The organism is Dactylosporangium maewongense, assembly GCF_039531485.1.
Classification (GTDB): Bacteria; Actinomycetota; Actinomycetes; order Mycobacteriales; family Micromonosporaceae; genus Dactylosporangium; species Dactylosporangium maewongense.
The window spans coordinates 331,718-351,577 of the sequence record NZ_BAAAQD010000007.1; the positions used below are offsets into that span (position 1 = coordinate 331,718).

A 19,860-nucleotide genomic window follows, 5' to 3' on the forward strand; every position below is an offset into this window, starting at 1 on the left:
AGCGACCACACCCACCGCGCCCGCCCAGCGCTATTGCCGCGGCCTCCTCAGGCGCACCACCACCGGCGAGAGGGCCCTGGCGCTGTTCCCGGCGACCAACGACGGCGTGGCGCCTCGAACGACGCCTTGGACGGCGCTGGACCCTGCAAGGACGGCGTCGGGGGAGCATCATCGCCCCCCACGGCACTGACGGGCAACCACGTCACCTGACACAGGGCTCGTTCGCCATGCGGCCGAACGCACCGACCGTCTCTCCCCGTGTGGGCAATTCCCCCTGGATCTGCGAACGCGCCTCAGAACGGACCGAGATCCCCGGCAGGGCACTCGCAACTCGTGACGGACCATGACTCCCGTGGTCGGGCACCGCGGCCAAGCCCGACCGAGATCCCCGGCCGGGGCGGCCGTGTGCAGGCGCGACCGAGACCTTGCCGGGCGCCATCGCTTCACCAGTAGGGCCGCCTGTGCCGCCCGTGCCGGACTCCGACCATTCCGGCCCGTGCTGGACTCCGCCCGTGCCGCTCGTGCCGCCGTGCCGGACTGCGCTCGTGTCGGACTCTGCCCGTGCCGGACTTTGCTCGTGCTGCTCGTGCTGGACTGCGCCCTTGCCGTTGCCGGGTGGATTCACGGCGCTGTCGTGGGTTCCCTATGCCGGTGCGTGTCGGCGCGAGTGGGCTTCCGGGCTGCCGGCCTCGTCTGCGGTGAGCCTCGGTCAATGGGTGGATTTGCGGCTTTTGTGTAACGGTGCTCTATCTGGAACGGGCGGATTTGGGTATTGGTCAACGTCTGTGCGGGGAGTGGTGTCGGGCCGCGGGCATGGTGCGCCTCGGGGGAGGGGTCGTGGAAAGCGAACGGCCGCGGGTGGGAGCCCGCGGCCGTTCGGTGGGAGAAATTGACGAGCGTCAGGAAGCTGGGCTCATCGTCAGGGTCTTGATCTTCACCTCGGTCTTCGGGGCGCCGTCGCCGGAGGCGGCTGCGGCGGGGTCGCCGGAGGCGGCGGGGTCGGGCAGGGTGCCGGCCTCGGCGACCTTCTTGACCAGGTCGAGGCCCTCGGTCACGCGGCCCAGGACCGTGTAGTCGGCGGAGAGCTGCTCGATGTCCTTGTAGACGATGAAGAACTGGCTGCCGCTCGAAGCCGGGTTCTGGGTCTTCGCGATGGCGACCATGCCCTCGGTGTACGCGGGGCGGCGGCCGGTCGGCAGGTTCTCCTCGGCGTAGCGGTACGTCGGGCCGCCGAGGCTGGTGCCGGACGGGTCGCCGCACTGCAGGACGTAGATGCTCTGCGTCACCAGGCGGTGGCACTTGGTGTCGTCGAAGAACTTCTTGCTGGCCAGGTACGTGAAGCTGGCGGCCGCGCACGGAGCGTTGGCGGTGTCGACCTTGATCTTGATCGTGCCGACGCTGGTGTCCATGGTCATGGTCTGCGAACCGGTGCGCGGCTCGCCGGAGGTGGGCGGGGTGCCCACGTCCTTGACCTCCTTGGGGATCTCAGGCGCGGGCGACGCCGACGGGTCGACCAGGGGCAGCCAGGTGCAGTTGGTCGGGGCCGCCGAGGCGGACCCCGAGGCGGCCGCCTCGGGGCTCGCCTTGTCGTCGCCCTTGGTCAGCACGACCACCAGCCACGCCACACCGAGCAGGACCACCAACCCGCCGGCCGCAGCGGCGATCGTCGTGTTCCTGCGCCGTCGGCCGGCTGAGCGCTCTGCGCGGTCTGCCATCTCCCGCTCCAGCCGCGCACGCGCTGCGGCGCGCTGGCGGTCCCGGTTGGAGGTCACGGTTGGTACTCCTTGCTCAGCAGGGATTGGGATGGAGTTACGACTTGCTGGAAGCGCTGGCCAACGGCGTCGCGGGCGCGGACGACGCGGGCGTCGAGGCCGGGACCGACGTGGCGGGCGTCGGGTCCTCCTGCGGCGCGACGTCGGTGACCGTCAGCGAGCTGATCTTGGCCTCGGTCTTCGGCTTGCCGTCGTTGGCCGGCTCGGAGCCGCCTTCACCGATCTTGGTGAGGACGTCCATGCCGCCGACGATCGTGCCGAAGACGGTGTAGTTCGGCGGCAGCTTGACGTCCTTGAACACCAGGAAGAACTGGCTGCCGTTGGTGTCGACGCCCGAGTTGGCCATGGCGACCGTGCCGGCCGGGTACAGGACGTTGGTGTCCGCCGGGGCCGACGGGTCCGCCGCGGAAGCAGACGGCGCGGGGGCCGGCGGCGGGTTGTTCTCGTCCGGGAACCGGTACGCGGGTCCGCCGCTGCCGGTCGCCGACGGGTCGCCGCACTGCAGCAGCGAGTCGTTGACCATCCGGTGGCAGGTGGTGTTGTCGAAGAACTTCTTGCCCGCGAGGTACGTGAAACTCTCCACGGTGCAGGGCGCCTTGCTCGGGTCGAGCTTGGTGGTCACGGTGCCCTGGCCGAGCGCGATCGTCATCGTCTTGACGCCGTTCTTGACGATGTCGTTGGTCCGCGGCTTGCCCACGTCGGTCACGCCGTTGCCGGCGTCGATCGGGGTCCAGGCGCACTCGGAAGCGCGGATCGGTTCGGGGTCGAAGCCTCCGGTCTTCCAGATCACGGCAAGGACCAGCAGGGTCAGTGCCACCGCCCCGCCGATGCCGGCCTGCCATTGCCGACGACGCCGTGCCGCTGCCGCCCGACGGGCGATCTGCCGCTCGGTCTTCGCCCGCGCCAAGGCGCGTTGCCGGCTCTTACTGGAAGCCACCTGTGCTCCCCTCCAGGAAAATACGTTTGGGTCCCACGTCACACGCCCGCCAGAGTGTACGGGTAGAAACCGGAATGGTGGTCGCCGCCCGGTCACGGTTCGCTGTGCCTGACCTCCGGATAGGGTCTGAGGGGTTGTCGCGCGGAAATCGACAGGGAGGAGCGCCGTGCTCGTCGCCGGCTTTCCCGCCGAAGCGTTCGGGACCAACTGCTACGTGGTCGCCCCGGCGCCAGGTGAGCAGTGCGTGGTCATCGACCCCGGGATCGGGGTCATCGACCGGCTCGACGCCGTGCTCACCGAGCACCGGCTGCAGCCGGCCGCGGTCCTGCTGACCCACGGCCACCTGGACCACACGTTCTCCGTCACGCCGGTCTGCGGCGCACGCGGGATCACGGCCTACATCCACCCGGACGACGGCGAGATGCTCGCCGACCCGGCGAAGGGGCTCAGCACCGACCTGACGGCGCTGTTCGGCGGCCGGCTGACCTGGACGGAGCCCGAGGACGTCGCACCCCTGGAGGACGGCCTGGTCCTCAAGATAGCCGGGCTGGAGCTGATCGTCGACCACGCGCCGGGCCACACGCGCGGGTCGGTGATGTTCCGCAGCGCCGAGGAGATCTTCACCGGCGACGTGCTGTTCAAGGGCTCCATCGGCCGCACCGACCTGCCCGGCGGCAGCATGACGCAGATGATGGCGAGCCTGCGCGACAAGGTGCTCACGCTCTCCGACGACCTCGTTGTCCTGCCCGGGCACGGGCCCGGCACCACGATCGGCCGGGAGCGCAAGGGCAACCCGTACCTGCGCGAGGCGACGACACAGAACCCCAACCGAGGCTGGTAGAGACAGATGACCCGTCCCACGCCGCTGTCCGGGTTTCCGGAGTGGCTCCCCGAGCAGCGCCTCGTCGAGCAGCAGGTCCTGGACCGGCTGCGGCGCACCTTCGAGCTGTACGGCTTCTCGCCCCTGGAGACGCGCGCCGTCGAGCCCCTCGACCAGCTGCTGCGCAAGGGCGAGACCTCGAAGGAGGTCTACACCCTGCGCCGCCTCCAGGCGGCCGAAGGCGAGGACGAGCAGAGCCTCGGGCTGCACTTCGACCTGACCGTCCCGTTTGCCCGGTATGTCCTTGAGAATGCGGGCAAGCTGCAGTTCCCGTTCCGTCGGTACCAGATCCAGAAGGTGTGGCGGGGGGAGCGGCCGCAGGAGGGCCGCTATCGCGAGTTCCTGCAGGCGGACATCGACATCGTCGACCGTGACACCCTGCCCTCCCACTACGAGGCCGAGATCCCGCTGGTCATCGGCGACGCGCTGCGGTCGCTGCCGATTCCGCCAGTCAAGATCATGGTGAACAACCGCAAGCTGTGTGAGGGGTTCTACCGGGGGCTCGGACTCGAGGATCCCGAAGAAATTCTCAGAATAGTCGACAAACTGGACAAAATCGGTCCAAACGCGGTGAAAGCCGAAATCCAGCAGAAGGCCACCGAGGCGCAGGCCGAGGCGTGCCTCGCCCTCGCCGGGATCAGCGCGCAGGACGCGTCCTTCGCCGACGACGTGCGCAAGCTCGGCGTCGAGCACCCGCTGCTCGACGAGGGCATCGCCGAGCTCACCGCGGTCGTGGAGACCGCCCGCGAGCACAGCCCCGGCCTGGTCGAGGCGACGCTGAAGATCGCCCGCGGCCTCGACTACTACACCGGCACCGTGTACGAGACGGAGCTCGCCGGGTTCGAACGGTTCGGCTCGATCTGCTCCGGCGGGCGGTACGACAACCTCGCCAGCGCCGGCCGCGACGTCTTCCCCGGCGTCGGCATCTCCATCGGCGTCTCGCGCCTGCTCGGCCTGCTCTTCAAGGCCGACGCGCTCGGCGTCACGCGCCCCGTGCCGACAGCGGTCCTCGTCGCGCTGTGGAGCGAGGAGGAGCGCGCCGCCAGCAACCGGATCGCCGCCTCGCTGCGCGCCCGCGGGATCGCGACGGAGGTGGCACCCGTACCGGCGAAACTCGGCAAGCAGATCCGCTACGCCGAACGGCGCGGCATCCCCTTCGTCTGGTTCCCCGCCAACGGGGAGAACCCGGACCAGGTCAAGGACATCCGGTCCGGCGAGCAGGCCGCGGCCGAAGCCCAAACCTGGGCGCCCCCGGCCGCGGACATGGCACCGACGCTGCGGTGACAGAATGACTACCACCTGCCCATGCGCGAAGGAGAGAGACATCCCGTGATCCGATCCCATCAGTCCGGCGCCCTGCGGGCCGGCGACGCCGGCACGACCGTGACGCTCGCCGGCTGGGTGGCCCGCCGGCGCGACCACGGCGGCGTGATCTTCGTGGATCTCCGGGACGCCTCCGGTGTCGTCCAGGTCGTGTTCCGCGAGGACATGGAGGTCGCGCACGCGCTGCGCAACGAGTACTGCGTGCTCGTCACCGGCGAGGTGCGCGCCCGGCCCGCCGGCAACGAGAACGCCGACCTGCCCACGGGCGACGTCGAGGTCGTCGCGACGGCCCTCGAGGTGCTGTCGGAGGCCGCGCCGCTGCCGCTGCCCGTCGACGACGGCGACGCCGCCAGCGACGACGTGCGCTACCGGTACCGCTACCTCGACCTGCGCCGCTCCGGCCCGCACAAGGCGATGAAGCTGCGCTCCCGCGCCAACCAGATCGCCCGCAACCTGCTCGCCGACCGTGACTTCGTCGAGGTCGAGACGCCGACGCTGACCCGCTCCACGCCCGAGGGCGCCCGCGACTTCCTGGTCCCGGTCCGCCTGCAGCCCGGCACCTGGTATGCACTGCCCCAGTCGCCGCAGCTGTTCAAGCAGCTGCTCATGGTCGGCGGCCTGGAGCGGTACTACCAGATCGCCCGCTGCTACCGCGACGAAGGCTTCCGCGCCGACCGGCAGCCGGAGTTCACCCAGCTGGACATCGAGATGTCGTTCGTGACCCAGGACGACATCATCGAGCTCGGCGAGTCGATCGTCCGGGCGCTGTGGTCCGACCTGGCCGGCCACGAGATCACCGGCGAGATCCCGAAGCTGACCTGGCACGACGCCCTCGCGCGGTACGGCTCCGACAAGCCCGACCTGCGCTACTCCGTCGAGCTGACCGAGCTGACGGACTACCTGCGCGGCACCGAGTTCCGCGTCTTCGCCGGCGCCATCGACGGCGGCGGCTACGTCGGCGGGGTCGTCATGCCCGGCGGCGCCGCGCAGACCCGCAAGGAGCTCGACGCCTGGCAGGACTGGGCGAAGGCGCGCGGCGCCCGCGGCCTCGCCTACGTCGTCCTCGACGCCGAGACCGGCGAGCCGAAGGGTCCCGTCGCGAAGAACCTGTCCGCGGAGCACCTGGCCGGCCTCGCCGACGCCGTCGGCGCCAAGCCCGGCGACGCGGTGTTCTTCGCCGCCTCCGCCGAGCGGCGCCAGGCACAGGAGCTGCTCGGCGCGGCCCGCGTCGAGATCGCGAAGCGGGCGAAGCTCGTCGACGAGTCGGCGTGGTCGTTCTGCTGGATCGTCGACGCGCCCATGTTCGAGCCGACCGACCCGGAGGCCGGCGGCACCGGCGGCGGCGCGAAGGGCTGGACGGCCGTGCACCACCCGTTCACCTCGCCCAACCGCGAGTGGATCGACCGCTTCGAGGAGTCGCCGGGCGAGGCCCTCGCCTACGCGTACGACATCGTCTGCAACGGCAACGAGATCGGCGGTGGGTCGGTCCGTATCCACCGGGGCGACGTGCAGCGCCGGGTCTTCGACATGCTGGGCATCAGCGCCGAGGACGCCGCGGACAAGTTCGGCTTCCTGCTCGAGGCGTTCAAGTACGGCCCGCCGCCGCACGCCGGCATCGCCTTCGGCTGGGACCGCATCTGCATGCTGCTGTCCGGCGTCGACTCGATCCGTGAGGTGATCGCGTTCCCGAAGACCGGCGGCGGCTTCGACCCGCTGACCAGCGCGCCGACCCCGATCACCGCCCAGCAGCGGTTGGAGGCCGGCGTGGACGCCAAGCCCAAGGCCGCCGGAGCCACAGAGGCGAAGACTGAGGCGAAGACAGAGGTCAAGGCTTGACGGTGCTCGTGACCGGCGCCTCCGGGTATCTCGGAGGCGCCGTCGCCGCCCTGGCCGGGGCCGTCCCCGCGCCGCGGATCGACATCAGGGACCTGGGCGCCCTGTCGGCCATGTTCGCCGTGGTACGACCGGCGACGGTCATCCACACCGCCACGGTCCTCGGCAACAAAGGCGGCTCGGCCGACGACCTCTGGCCGGTCGTCTCGGCGGGCGCCGCCAACGTCGCGGTCGCCGCCCGCTCGATCGGCGCCCGGCTCGTGCACGTCTCCTCCGACGCCGTGTTCGCGGGGCGTGACGCGCCGTACACGGAGGCGGACGCGCCGTCGCCGGTCTTCGACTACGGCGCCGCGAAGGCCGCCGCCGAGGAGGCCGTCGCCGCCGTCGACCCGGGTGCGGCGATCGTCCGCACGTCGCTGATCGTCTCCGGCGGCCGCGGGAAGCTGTCCCGGCACGAGCAGACCTGCCTCGACCTGGCGACCGGAGCCGCGTCCGGGGCGCTGTTCACCGACGAGATCCGCTGCCCGATCGCCGTCGACGACCTGGCCGCGGCCCTGGTGGCCGTCGCCGCGACCGACCACGCCGGCGTGCTCAACGTGGCCGGCCCCGAGGCGCTGTCCCGGCACGAGATCGGCGTCCGCGTCGCGGAACGGCACGGCGTGGACCCCGCGAAGGTGCCGGCGTCGACGCTCGCGGCGAGCGGAATGACCCGTCCGGCCAGGGTCGTGCTGGACTCCTCGGCGGCCCGGGCGCTGCTCGGTCTCACTCCACGGCCTGTCTGACCAAGGTCTTTCGCAGCGCACACAAAGTTTGAGTGCGGACGCGGAGCGTTCGCACGGGGGGTGTGGGGAGGCGCAGCCCCCCACAAAACCGCGGCCCGCAAGGGTCGGGGAGCTAGAAGCTGTAGGGTCTGGGGCCGTGGACGGCTTGTTCGAGATGCAACCACCGGGCGGCGGCGATCCCGCGCCCCCCGGCGGATTCGACGACGTCGCCGCCGACGCGCCCCTCGCCGTGCGGATGCGCCCGCGGACCCTGGACGAGCTCGTCGGCCAGCAGCACCTGCTCGCGCCGGGCGCGCCCCTGCGGCAGCTGGTCAGCGGCGACGCGCCGATGTCGGTGATCCTGTTCGGTCCGCCCGGCTGCGGCAAGACCACGGTCGCGCACCTGGTCGCCCGGGCCACCGACCGCAAGTTCGTGGCGCTGTCCGCGCTCAACGCGGGCGTCAAGGACGTGCGGTCGGTCATCGATGTCGCACGCCGGGAGCGCCGCCGGGGCGGGCCTCCGACCGTGCTCTTCATCGACGAGGTGCACCGCTTCAGCAAGACGCAGCAGGACTCGCTCCTCGCGGCCGTCGAGGACCGCACCGTCACGCTGCTCGCCGCCACCACCGAGAACCCGTTCTTCTCCGTCATCACGCCGCTCATGTCGCGCTGCGTGCCGCTGAAGCTGCATCCGCTGACCGAGGACGACGTGCGCGAGCTGCTGCGCCGTGCCGTGACCGACCCGCGGGGGCTCGACGGCAAGGTGACGCTCGCTCCTGATGCGGAGGCGCATCTGGTACGCCTGGCGGGCGGCGACGTGCGGAAGGCCCTCACCGCGCTCGAGGCGGCCGCGGCCGCGACGACGGCACAGGGCGCCGAGGTCATCGACCTGGCCACCGCCGAGCAGGCCATCGACGTGGCGGCGCTGCGGTACGACCGGGACGGCGACGAGCACTACGACGTGGTGAGCGCGTTCATCAAGAGCATCCGCGGCTCCGACGTCGACGCGGCCCTGCACTACCTGGCGAGGATGCTGGAGGCGGGGGAGGACGCCCGGTTCATCGCCCGGCGCCTGATCGTGCACGCCAGCGAGGACGTCGGCATGGCCGACCCGACCGCCCTGCAGACCGCGACCGCCGCCGCGCACGCCGTGCAGTTCGTCGGCCTGCCCGAGGCGCAGATCGTCCTGGCGCAGGCGGTGATCCACCTGTCGGTCGCCCCGAAGTCCAACGCGGTCGTTGCCGCGATCGGCGCCGCCATGGCCGACGTCCGCGCCGGGCACGGCGGTGCAGTTCCCGCGCATTTACGCGATTCGCACTACAGCGGCGCATCCAAGCTCGGCCACGGCAAAGGGTACAAATACCCCCACGACGACTCCCGAGGCGTTGTGCAGCAACGGTACGCCCCGGAAGGGCTCGACGACCGGGAGTACTACCGCCCTACGGGCCATGGCGCAGAGCGCGCTGTGGCGGAACGATTGCCGAAACTGCGGCGTATCGTGCGGGGGACCACAGTGTCGGCAGCAGACCCCGCAACCGACGGCGCGACCAGCATGGTGGAGGAGCGGCACCGGTGACATCGGGTCGAGATGAGGCCAAGAAGCGGCGCGGCCGCGGCAAGGCCGAAGAAGGCCCGAGCGACGAGGACCTCGGCTGGCTCGCCGAACTCCGCAGCGCCCGAGGCGACGAGGACGTCCTTCAACAGCCGCCCGCGGCCCCGCGCGACGGCGGCCACGACGTGCTGGACCAGCCGGCCCCCCGCCGCGCCGAGCCCACCCAGGCCTGGCAGGCCCCCCGCGCCGCCGGTCGCGGCGAGGCCGATCGTGAGTCGCCGTCGGGTGGTGTGCCGGCGGCTGGTCGTCGTGCTGCCCCTGAGTCGACGGCGGCGTGGCAGCCAGAGACTTCCCAGTCCGGTCGTCGGGCCGCTGGTCGCGGTTCGGTCGATCGTGAGTCGCCGTCGGGTGGTGTGCCGGCGGCTGGTCGTCGTGCTGCCCCTGAGTCGACGGCGGCGTGGCAGCCAGAGACTTCCCAGTCCGGTCGTCGGGCCGCTGGTCGCGGTTCGGTCGATCGTGAGTCGCCGTCGGGTGGCGTGCCGGCGGCTGGTCGTCGTGCCGCCCCTGAGCCGACGGCGGCGTGGCAGCCCGAGACCTCCCAGTCCAGCCGTCGCGCCGCGCCCGACACGTCCCAGCCGGGGGGTCGCCGCACCGCGCCTGACACGTCGCAGCCGGCGGGTCGCCGGGCCGCCCCCGAGGCCGGCCCTTGGCAGCCCCAGGCCGACCCGGTGGCGCGCCGCGAGCCGGCGACCGGATCCGTGCCGGGTGCGCCGGTCGCCCCGCCGGCAGGCCCTCCGCCCGCCGCCGGCCGTGCGTCCGCGACCGGTCGCACCTCGGTGCCCGGACCCGTCACCGGTCGCCCCGGCGTTCCCGAGGTGCCGCCGGCCACCGGTCGCACCGCCGTTCCCGGGCCTGCCACGGGCCGCACGCCCGTGCCCGACGCCACCCCCGCCACCCCGGCCACGGGCCGCACGTCGGTGCCCGGGCCCGTCACGGGGCGCACGTCCGTGCCCGAGGCCGGGCCGGCGGCGGGTCGCACGCCGGTGCCCGGCACCGGACCGTCGGCGGGTCGCCCGGCAGTGCCCGGGGCCGGACCGGCGGCGGGTCGCGGCGGCGCGCCGTCCGCGTGGGACGCCCCAGCCCGTGAGGCGGCACCGGGCGGGCACCGGGCCGCCGACGAGGAGTCGCCGTCGCGCGGGCGGCGGGCCGCGCCCGAACCCCGCCGTGGTGAGCCGGACCTGGAGTCGAGCGGCGGTCGTAGGTCGTTCGAGGCGGCTGCCGGCGCCGTTCCACCGCCGCAGCGTCGTGGCGAACCGGACCTGGAGTCGAGCGGCGGTCGTAGGTCGTTCGAGGCGGCTGCCGGCGCCGTTCCACCGCCGCAGCGTCGTGGCGAACCCGACCTGGAGTCCAGCGGCGGTCGTAGGTCGTTCGAGGCGGCCGCCGGTGCCATCCCGCCGCAGCGTCGTGGTGAGCCGGACCTGGAGTCGAGCGGCAGTCGTAGGTCGTTCGAGGCGGCCGCCGGTCCGATCCCGCCGCAGCGCCGTGGTGAGCCGGACCTGGAGTCCAGCGGTGGCCGGAGGTCGTTCGAGGCGGCTGCCGGCTCCGTCCCGCAGGCGCAGCGCCGCGGCGGCGGCGCCGAGCCGGCCGGCCGCTTCGGCGGCGAGGCGGGTCCCGCCGCCGCCCAGGGCCGCGCCGGCCGCGCCGGCCACGGCTCCGCCGGCTCCAGAGGCGCCGGCTCGCAGCAACCCGGACCGGACAAGACCGGCCCGCAACACACCGGACCGCGCGGCGCGGGCACGGGACCGCAGGAGCCCGGACCGTTCGGCGCGCGCGGCCAGAGCGGCCCGCGGACCGGCACCGGCCCCCAGAGCGACCCGCACGGCCGTGCCCAGGGCGAGTCGTTCGGGCGCGGTGGCCCTCAAACGGGCGCCCCGGCCGGCAACCAGCACGGCCCCCAGGGCGGCCCGCCCGGCGGTGGTCCCGGCGGCGCGCAGGGTCCGGCGCACCCCGGCGGCGGTCCGCAGCAGCGGGGACCGCAGCAGCGCGGCCCGCACGGCGCGCCCGGCGGGCGGCCACCGGTCAACGCACCGGGCGGGCGGCCCTCGCCCTACGGTGTGCCGCGACAGCCGGGGGAGGCGCCGCCGAAGCCGTTCGTGGACCTGGCGCGGTTCGACCCCAACCCCGCGACCACGTACCGCGGCATCGCCACCACACCGGGTGCGTTCGACTGGGAGTCCACGACGCAGATCGCGCCGTTCGGGCTGCTGCAGCTCGCGCAGGCCAAGCGGGTGCGGCAGCTGCGGCTCGCGACGATCATCTTCGTGGTGCTCGCGGTGGTGAGCGCGCCCGCGGCGTTCTTCGTGATCCGGGAGTTCACCAGGGACCCGGTGTTCGTGGAGCTCGACAACCTCAACCTGCCGGAGTGGGCGGCCCGCAACCCGACCGACGGGGCGCTCGGCAGCCGCTGGTGCATCCGGGAGTGCCGGTCCCGGCAGCGGACCTGGGAGTCGGCGCGCGGGCCGGAGGAGACCAACCGGGCGTTCGTCGGCAAGCTCAAGGACGCCGGCTGGGTCGAGTGGGACATCCCCGACTGCCAGGCCGAGGGCGTCGACGGGATCGAGACGTGCTGGCAGCGCGACGAATACGTCCTGGACCTGTGGGTGCGCGCGGCCGTCTGCGAGGTGAAGGGCGCCCGCCCGACGGTGAACCCGTCGCAGGTGAACCCGTCCCAGTCGGGCAAGCCGACGCCGAAGGCACCGGCCAGCCAGCCCGCGTCGCAGGACCCGGCGCCGCAGCCGTCGGGGGAGGGCGAGCCGGGCCCCGCGCCCACCGCGATCTGCCCCCTCGCGGTGGCGACCATCAAAGTCTTCAACCGGATCAGCTACGGCCCAGGTGGCGAGCAGGGCGGCGGTTGACGGCGACACCGGCCGGTCGAGAAGCGCCGCCTCATCACGGAGGGTAGGGTTCCTCCGTTGGATGAGCGCATCCACGCGGGTGAAGGAGGAAACGGGCGTGACCGTGTCCCTGGGCGGTATCGCGGCGCTGGTGGCGTCGGGTGGTTTTTTCGTGCTCGTGCTGGTGCTCGCGGTGCCGATCCTCCGGGTCCGGCACACGATCGACGCGGCGACCGGCGCGCTGCGCGACGCCGCGGACCAGACGACCCCCATGCTGGAGCGGATCAACAGCACGATCGACAATGTCAACGTGGCCCTCAGCCAGGTGCACACCACGCTTGACGGGGTAAACATGCAGCTGGCGCGCATCGACACGATCACCGAGAACGTGTCGCACGTGAGCGCCAACGTGGCGAACCTGTCCACAGTGGTCAGTGCGGCCGCGGCGAACCCGCTCGTGAAGGTCGCCGCGTTCGGCTACGGCGTGCGCAAGGCCGCCGCCAACCGCCGCGCCGCCGCCGACGAGGCCGAGGTGCGCGAACAGATCAAGCAGTCGCGGCGCAAGCGCGCCTAGTCGCGCGGACGCTGCCCGTACACCTGACAAACGAGACAAGAAAGGTTGAGCCATGCGGCGCATGCTGTGGCTCGGGATCGGACTCGCCATAGGCGCTTTGGTCGTCCGCGCGGTCACCAAGAAAGCGCAGGCCTTCACCCCGCAGGGCATCGCCGCCTCGGCGCGCGACTCGGCCGTCGGTCTCGCCGGCACCGTCCGCGGGTTCGTCGACGACGTGCGTGACGGCATGGCGGAGCGTGAGGCCGAGATCCACGCCGCGTTCGCGGAAGGCGCGACCCTCGACGAAGACCTTTACCCGGAAGGCCGGCAGCACCGATGAAGACCGCGGAGATCAAGCGTCGTTTCCTCGCCCACTTCGAGGGGGCGGGACACACGGTCGTGCCGAGCGCGCCGTTGCCGGCGATCGCCGACCCGAACCTGCTGTTCATCAACGCGGGCATGGTGCAGTTCGTGCCGTTCTTCCTCGGCCAGCGCACGCCGCCCTACCCGCGGGCCGCGAGCGTGCAGAAGTGCATCCGGACGCCGGACATCGACGAGGTCGGCAAGACCAGCCGGCACGGCACGTTCTTCCAGATGAACGGCAACTTCAGCTTCGGCGACTACTTCAAGGACGGCGCGATCAAGCTCGCCTGGGACCTGTCGACCAACCCGGTCGACAAGGGCGGCTTCGGCCTGGACCCGGAGCGGATCTGGGCGACGGTCTACCTCGACGACGACGAGGCGATCGAGATCTGGAAGAAGACCGGCCTGCCCGCCGAGCGGATCGTGCGGCGCGGCAAGAAGGACAACTTCTGGTCGATGGGCATCCCCGGGCCGGCCGGGCCGTGCTCCGAGCTGTACTACGACCGCGGCCCCGCCTACGGCAAGGAGGGCGGCCCGGAGGTCGACGAGGACCGTTACCTGGAGTTCTGGAACCTCGTCTTCATGCAGTACGAGATCACCAACGTGCGGTCGAAGGAGGACTTCGACATCGTCGGTGAGCTGCCGGCGAAGAACATCGACACGGGCATGGGCCTGGAGCGCATCGCCTCGATGCTGCAGGGCGTCGACAACCTGTACGAGATCGACGAGGTCAACCCGATCCTGAGCAAGGCCGCGGAGATGACCGGCAAGCGCTACGGGCAGACCGTGTCGAAGGTGGCCGGCGAGTCGCACCCCGACGACGTGCGGCTGCGCGTCATCGCCGACCACGTCCGCACCGCGCTCATGGTGATCTCCGACGGGGTCACGCCGTCGAACGAGGGCCGCGGCTACGTGCTGCGCCGCATCCTGCGCCGGGCGATCCGCTCGATCCGGCTGCTCGGCTGGCACGAGGGTCCGGCGCTGCCGATCCTGCTGCCGATCGCGCGGGACTGCATGTCGCCGTCCTACCCGGAGGTCGCGGCGGACTTCGACCGCATCTCGACGTACGCGTACGGCGAGGAAGAGGCCTTCCTGCAGACGCTGAAGGCGGGCACCACGATCCTCGACACCGCCGTCACGGAGACGCGCGCCGCGTCGAAGACCGTGCTGTCCGGGGACAAGGCGTTCCAGCTGCACGACACGTACGGCTTCCCGATCGACCTGACCCTGGAGATCGCGGCCGAGCAGGGCCTGACGGTCGACGAGGAGGGCTTCCGCCGCCTCATGGCCGAGCAGCGCACCCGCGCCAAGGCCGACGCGAAGGCCCGCAAGACCGGCCACGCCGACCTGTCGCAGTTCCGCGCCGCCCTGGAGCAGGGCGGGCCGGTCGAGTTCACCGGCTACCGCGAGGTGGCCCGGGAGTCGGTCGTGCGGTCGCTGCTCGGTGCCGCCGCGGGGGGCCAGGGCGAGGAGATCTCGCTGGTGCTGGACGCCACCCCGTTCTACGCGGAGGGCGGCGGCCAGATGCCCGACCTGGGCGTCATCACCACCGGCAGCGGCAAGGCCGAGGTCCTCGACGTGCAGAGCCCGCTGCCCGGGCTGATCGTGCACCGGGTGAAGATCCTCGAGGGCGAGATCCGGCCCGGCGAGTCGGCGTTCGCGGAGATCGACACCGCGCGCCGGCGGGCCGTGTCGCGGGCGCACACCGCGACCCACCTCATCCACCAGACGATGCGCAACTTCCTCGGCGAGTCGGCGACCCAGGCGGGCTCGCTCAACGCGCCCGGCCGGCTCCGCTTCGACTTCAACACCCCCGGCGCCGTGCCGCAGAGCGTGCTGCACGACGTCGAGCAGCAGGTGAACGAGGTGCTGCTGCGGGACCTGCTGGTGCACGCGTTCGTCACGTCGCAGGAGGAGGCGCGCAAGCTCGGCGCCATGGCGCTGTTCGGCGAGAAGTACGGCGACGAGGTCCGCGTCGTCGAGGTCGGCGACTACGCCCGCGAGCTCTGCGGCGGCACGCACGTCGAGCGCTCCAGCCAGCTGGGCCTGGTGAAGATCCTCTCCGAGTCGTCGATCGGTTCGGGTGTACGACGGGTCGAGGCGCTCGTCGGTCTGGACGCGTTCGGGCACCTGGCGCGGGAGCACGTCCTCGTGTCGCGCCTGGCCGAGCTCTTCCGGGTCCCGGGCGACCAGGTCGCAGACCGGGTCGAGCAGACCGTTGCGCAGCTGCGCGACGCCGAGCGGGAGCTGGAGAAGCTGCGCACCCAGCTGGTCCTCGCCAACGCCGGCGGGCTCGCCGACGCGGCGAAGGACGTGCACGGCGTCGCGTACGTCGGCACCGAGGCGCCCGAGGGCACCTCCGCGAACGAGGTCCGGACGCTGGTGCAGGAGATCCGCGGCCGGATCCCGGCGGAGCGGCCCGCGGTCGTTGCCGTCGCCGCCCGCGCGGGCGGCAAGGCGTCGCTCGTCGTCGGCATCAACGCGGCCGCGAAGGGCCGCGGCCTGTCCGCCGGTGACCTGGTCAAGGGCGCCCTGTCCGGCCGTGGCGGCGGCAACGCCGACCTCGCGCAGGGCGGCGGCGTGCCGGCGGCGGAGGCCCCCGCGTTGCTCGCCGCGGTCGAGCGAGCGCTGTAGATCGGCTGGCATGCGGGTAGGTGAATTCGTCGATTCACCTACCCGCGGGCGTTCGCGGGGTGCGCGGTGCGCATAGGGTGCTACCCGTGACGACGCAGCCGTGGACCCGTGGCCGGCGGATCGGCGTCGACGTCGGCAGTGTCCGCGTCGGCGTCGCGATGTGCGATCCGGACGGGATCCTCGCGAGCCCCGTCGCCACCCTGCCGCGCGATCAGGTCACCGAGAGTGACAAGGTTTCTTCCGACATGTCGGAAATCCTGCGGCTGGTCGCGGAACACGAAGTGGTGGAGATCGTTGTCGGCCTGCCGATTAACCTGGCCGGCAAGGAAGGGCCCGCAGCGGTTCTGATCAGGCAATATGCCGACCGTCTGGCGGAGCTGGCGGACCCCGTGCCGGTCTTGCTGACGGACGAGAGGATGTCCACCGCGGCGGCAACACGTAGGCTGTCGGAGCGCGGCGTCCGTGGCAGGCGGCAACGCGCGGTCATCGATCAGGTGGCCGCCGTGGAGATCCTGCAACGATGGCTCGACGCGCGACGGGCCGTTCGCGGCTGAATGCCAGGAGGCGAAGGACAGATGGGCGAGCTTGACCTGGGCTGGGACGACGAGGAGCGGCCCAGCAGACATCGGCGCCGCGCCGCGTCCGCTCCGGCCCGCGGCAGACGGAAGGGCCGTGGCGGGAGGACCTTCCTCGCGCTCTTCATCAGTCTGCTGGTCTTCGGTGGTCTCGCGTTGGGCGTCTATGTCGGCGTCGACCGGGTCAAGGACATGTTCACCGCTGCCGACTACAACGGCGGCGGCACCGGCGAAGTGACGGTCGAGGTCCTGCCCAACCAGTATGCCGCCGACATCGCCAACACGTTGGCGGAAAAGGGCGTCGTGAAGAGCGCGAAGGCGTTCGTCGAGGCGGCGAAGAAGGACGAGCGCAGCAAGAAGCTGCAGCCGGGCTTCTACAAGCTGCGCAAGCAGATGGCCGCCGCCCAGGCCCTGTCGATGATGCTCGACCCGAAGAGCCGCCTGGTCAACAAGGTGACGCTGCCCGAGGGCCTCACGTTCCAGGAGACGTTCAAGAAGCTGTCCGAGGTCACGAAGATCCCCTACGAGGAGTTCGAGAAGGCCTCGCAGGACACCAAGGCGCTCGGCCTGTCCGACGTGTGGTTCCAGCGCCAGGACGGCAAGGGCGTCGCCAAGAGCATCGAGGGCTTCCTCTTCCCGGCGACCTACGACTTCCCGCCGAACGTCGACGCGACCGCCATCCTGAAGATCATCATCAACCGGTTCAACCAGGAGATCGAGTCCCTCGGGTTCATCGACGGCGTGCAGAACTCGCTGCACATCTCGCCCTACGAGGCGCTGATCGGCGCGTCGATCGCCCAGGTCGAGGGCCTCGACAAGGACCAGGAGGGCATCGTGCGGGTGCTCTACAACCGGGTCTACTCCGGCAAGTTCCCGTGCAGCTGCCTCCAGGTCGACAGCACCGTCAACTACTACCTGCGGATCACCGGCAAGGGCGCCAAGCCGTCCACCGAGCTGCTCAACTCGGAGCTGCACAACAAGAAGAACCCGTACAACGCCCACGACGTCCCGGGCATGCCGATCGGCCCGATCAGCAACCCCGGCACCAGCGCGCTGAAGGCGGCGATCAACCCGCCGAAGCACGACTACTACTACTTCTGCGCCATCGACACGGCCGGCAACACCGGATACGCCAAGACGTACCCCGAGTTCGAGAAGCTGTGGGCCCAGGCGCAGAAGAACGGCGTCAAGTAGGTGCGTGCCGCGGTCCTCGGCCAGCCGGTGAGCCACTCGCGCTCACCGGCGATCCACAACGCCGGCTACGCGGCCGCCGGGCTGCGCGACTGGACCTACACGGCGATCGAGTGCGGCACCGCGGACCTGCCCGGGTTCGTCGCCGGGCTCTCGCCCGACTGGGCCGGGCTGTCGCTCACCATGCCGCTCAAAGAGGTCGCGCTGACGGTCGCCGCGATGGTCGACCCCTTCGCGGCGGCGATCGGCGCGGCGAACACGCTGGTCCGGCGGGCGTACGGATGGCACGCGTACAACACCGACGCCCCGGGCATGGTCCGGGCGCTGCTGGAGGCGGGTGTCTCGCGCACGCCGCGGCTCGCCGTGCTCGGTGGCGGCGGCACCGCCCGGGCCGCCCTGGCCGCGGCCGCTTCCCTGTCGGCGGACGTCACGCTGTACACGCGGCGGCTCGAAGCTTTTGAAGAGCTGCTGCCGGTGGCCTCGGCGCTCTCCGTGGACCTCGTGCACGCGCCCTGGTCGTCGCTCGACTCGTGCACCTCGTTCCCCGTGGTGATCTCCACGGTGCCGAAGGGGGCGGCGGACCCGCTCGCGGTCGCGGACTGGTCCGGGCGGCCGGTCGTGTTCGACGCGATCTATGAGCCGTGGCCGACGCCACTGGCCGCCGCGGCATCCGCCGCCGGGTGCGCGATCGTGTCCGGGCTCGATCTGCTGCTGTGGCAGGCGGTCGACCAGTTCGAGCTGTTCACCGGCAAGGCGGCGCCGGTCGCGGCGATGCGTGCGGCGCTGCGTTCCGCCTGACTGCGTGCTGTCTTTTGGATCGCTGTTCGCCGGCGAGGCGGCCGTGCGTTCCGTCTGATGGGCTTTGGTGACCTCATTGCGGGAAGTGTCATACCCGCGTGACATGCTTGCCGGGTGTTGCGCTGGTTGACCGCAGGTGAGTCGCATGGCCCGGCACTCGTCGCGATCCTGGAGGGTGTTCCCGCAGGTATCGAGCTGACGAGCGCGTCCGTGGCGGCAGAGTTGGCCCGTCGACGTCTCGGCTATGGCCGCGGCGCGCGGATGGCGTTCGAGCAGGACGTGGTCGAGTTCGTCGGCGGCCTCCGGCACGGGCGCACCCTCGGCAGCCCCGTCGCGATCCGCGTCGGCAACAGCGAGTGGCCGAAGTGGGAGACCGTCATGGCGGCCGATCCCGTCGACCCCGACGTGCTCGCCGCCCAGGCGCGCAACGCGCCGCTGACCCGGCCCCGCCCCGGCCACGCCGACCTCGCCGGCATGCAGAAGTACGGGCACACCGACGCCAGGCCGATCCTGGAGCGGGCCAGCGCGCGGGAGACCGCCGCCCGGGTCGCCGTCGGCACCGTCGCCAAGGCCCTGCTGCGCCAGGCGCTCGGCATCGACATCGTCTCCCACGTCATCGAGCTCGGGTCCGTCGCCGCCAAGCCCGGCCTGCTGCCCCGGCCCGAGGACTTCGACCGCATCGACGCCGACCCGCTGCGCTGCCTCGACCCCGACGCGAGCGCCCGCATGGTCGAGGAGGTCGACGCCGCGAAGAAGGACGCCGACACCCTCGGCGGCATCGTCGAGGTCCTCGCCTATGGCGTCCCGCCGGGCCTCGGCAGCCACGTGCAGTGGGACCGCAAGCTCGACGCCCGCCTCGCCACCGCCCTCATGTCCATCCAGGCGATCAAGGGCGTCGAGATCGGTGACGCGTTCACGCAGGCCCGTTCCCGCGGCTCGCAGGCGCACGACGAGATCATCCCCACCGCCGACGGCGTCCGCCGGGTCACCGACCGCGCCGGCGGTCTCGAGGGCGGCATCACCACCGGCGAGCCGCTGCGGGTCCGCGCCGCGATGAAGCCCATCTCGTCGCTCAACCGGGCACTGCAGACCATCGACGTCACCACCGGCGAGCCCGCCACCGCCATCAACCAGCGCTCCGACGTCTGCGCGGTCCCCGCCGCGGCCGTCGTCGCCGAGGCGATGGTCGCGCTCGTCCTCGCCGAGGCTGCCCTGGAGAAGTTCGGCGGCGACTCGGTCCCCGAGATCCAGCGCAACGTCGCCGGCTACATGTCGAACCTGGTCATCCGGTGAAGCCTCGCGCCGTCCTCGTCGGCCCGCCCGGAGCGGGCAAGACGACCGTCGGCACGCTGCTCGCCGCCGCGTTGGACGTCCAGTTCCGCGACGTGGACGTCGACATCGAGGCCGTCGCGGGCAAGCCGATCCCGGAGATCTTCATCGATGATGGCGAGGACCACTTCCGCGCGCTGGAGCGGGCCGCGGTCGCCTCGGCGCTGTCCACGTTCGACGGGGTGCTGGCCCTCGGCGGCGGCGCGATCCTGGCCGCCGAGACCCGCGAGCTGCTCGCCGGGCACACCGTGGTCTACCTGACGGTCGAGCTTTCCGACGCGGTGTCCCGGGTCGGGCTCGGCAGCGGCCGGCCGCTGCTCGCGCTCAACCCGCGGGCCACGCTGAAGTACCTGCTGGACCAGCGGCGGCCGCTGTATGAGCAGGTCGCCACCATCACCGTCGGCACCGACGGCCGCACTCCCGAGGACATCGCCGCGGAACTGGCCGGCAAGCTGTGACCGCTTC

16 protein-coding genes are annotated in these 19,860 nt (G+C 71.9%); 14 read left to right on the top strand and 2 right to left on the bottom strand.

Annotation, left to right across the window (positions count from 1 at the left end; genetic code table 11):
- Positions 1 to 899: 899 nt before the first annotated feature.
- Together ABD332_RS20270 and ABD332_RS20275 are read right to left on the bottom strand one after the other, a co-directional pair.
- Entirely contained in the window at positions 900 to 1,715 is an 816-nt protein-coding gene (locus ABD332_RS20270; protein WP_344503544.1) for a peptidylprolyl isomerase, read from the bottom strand.
- Between the two features lie 94 nt (positions 1,716 to 1,809).
- Positions 1,810 to 2,709, bottom strand: coding sequence for a peptidylprolyl isomerase (locus ABD332_RS20275; RefSeq protein WP_344503545.1), 900 nt, complete (start codon positions 2,707 to 2,709; stop codon positions 1,810 to 1,812).
- Positions 2,710 to 2,875: 166 nt separating this feature from the next.
- On the opposite strand from ABD332_RS20275, the gene ABD332_RS20280 reads away from it, so the two are divergent.
- The 14 genes from ABD332_RS20280 to ABD332_RS20345 all read left to right on the top strand — a co-directional run bounded on the left by ABD332_RS20280 (position 2,876) and on the right by ABD332_RS20345 (position 19,853).
- Entirely contained in the window at positions 2,876 to 3,550 is a 675-nt protein-coding gene (locus tag ABD332_RS20280) for an MBL fold metallo-hydrolase (RefSeq protein ID WP_344503546.1), read from the top strand.
- A 6-nt stretch (positions 3,551 to 3,556) separates the two neighbouring features.
- Positions 3,557 to 4,873 (top strand): histidine--tRNA ligase, encoded by a 1,317-nt coding sequence (gene hisS / locus ABD332_RS20285; protein ID WP_344503547.1) that lies wholly within the window; start codon positions 3,557 to 3,559, stop codon positions 4,871 to 4,873.
- Positions 4,874 to 4,918: 45 nt separating this feature from the next.
- Positions 4,919 to 6,748: an aspartate--tRNA ligase gene (gene aspS / locus ABD332_RS20290; protein ID WP_344503548.1), complete on the top strand. Its 1,830-nt coding sequence runs from the start codon at positions 4,919 to 4,921 to the stop codon at positions 6,746 to 6,748.
- 2 nt (positions 6,749 to 6,750) lie between these two features.
- Positions 6,751 to 7,527: a sugar nucleotide-binding protein gene (locus ABD332_RS20295; RefSeq protein ID WP_344503655.1), complete on the top strand. Its 777-nt coding sequence runs from the start codon at positions 6,751 to 6,753 to the stop codon at positions 7,525 to 7,527.
- A 154-nt stretch (positions 7,528 to 7,681) separates the two neighbouring features.
- Positions 7,682 to 9,082 (top strand): replication-associated recombination protein A, encoded by a 1,401-nt coding sequence (locus ABD332_RS20300; protein ID WP_344503656.1) that lies wholly within the window; start codon positions 7,682 to 7,684, stop codon positions 9,080 to 9,082.
- Positions 9,083 to 9,990: 908 nt separating this feature from the next.
- Positions 9,991 to 11,973 (top strand): hypothetical protein, encoded by a 1,983-nt coding sequence (locus tag ABD332_RS20305; RefSeq protein ID WP_344503549.1) that lies wholly within the window; start codon positions 9,991 to 9,993, stop codon positions 11,971 to 11,973.
- 103 nt (positions 11,974 to 12,076) lie between these two features.
- Positions 12,077 to 12,526 (top strand): DUF948 domain-containing protein, encoded by a 450-nt coding sequence (locus ABD332_RS20310; RefSeq protein ID WP_344503657.1) that lies wholly within the window; start codon positions 12,077 to 12,079, stop codon positions 12,524 to 12,526.
- Between the two features lie 52 nt (positions 12,527 to 12,578).
- Positions 12,579 to 12,845 (top strand): hypothetical protein, encoded by a 267-nt coding sequence (locus ABD332_RS20315; protein ID WP_344503550.1) that lies wholly within the window; start codon positions 12,579 to 12,581, stop codon positions 12,843 to 12,845.
- Positions 12,842 to 15,502, top strand: coding sequence for an alanine--tRNA ligase (gene alaS, locus ABD332_RS20320; RefSeq protein ID WP_344503551.1), 2,661 nt, complete (start codon positions 12,842 to 12,844; stop codon positions 15,500 to 15,502). Before ABD332_RS20315 ends, alaS begins: the two co-directional genes overlap by 4 nt.
- An 86-nt stretch (positions 15,503 to 15,588) precedes the next feature.
- Complete coding sequence (gene ruvX, locus ABD332_RS20325) at positions 15,589 to 16,056, top strand: Holliday junction resolvase RuvX (RefSeq protein WP_344503552.1); 468 nt, start codon at positions 15,589 to 15,591, stop codon at positions 16,054 to 16,056.
- Positions 16,057 to 16,077: 21 nt separating this feature from the next.
- The gene (gene mltG, locus ABD332_RS20330) at positions 16,078 to 17,271 is read left to right on the top strand and encodes an endolytic transglycosylase MltG (RefSeq protein WP_344503553.1); all 1,194 of its coding nucleotides are present in this window, start codon (positions 16,078 to 16,080) and stop codon (positions 17,269 to 17,271) included.
- Positions 17,272 to 18,066, top strand: a complete 795-nt coding sequence (locus ABD332_RS20335) for a shikimate dehydrogenase (protein ID WP_344503555.1) — start codon at positions 17,272 to 17,274, stop codon at positions 18,064 to 18,066.
- Between the two features lie 114 nt (positions 18,067 to 18,180).
- Entirely contained in the window at positions 18,181 to 19,359 is a 1,179-nt protein-coding gene (gene aroC, locus ABD332_RS20340; protein WP_344503556.1) for a chorismate synthase, read from the top strand.
- Positions 19,356 to 19,853: a shikimate kinase gene (locus ABD332_RS20345; RefSeq protein ID WP_344503557.1), complete on the top strand. Its 498-nt coding sequence runs from the start codon at positions 19,356 to 19,358 to the stop codon at positions 19,851 to 19,853. Before aroC ends, ABD332_RS20345 begins: the two co-directional genes overlap by 4 nt.
- Positions 19,854 to 19,860 lie beyond the last annotated feature (7 nt).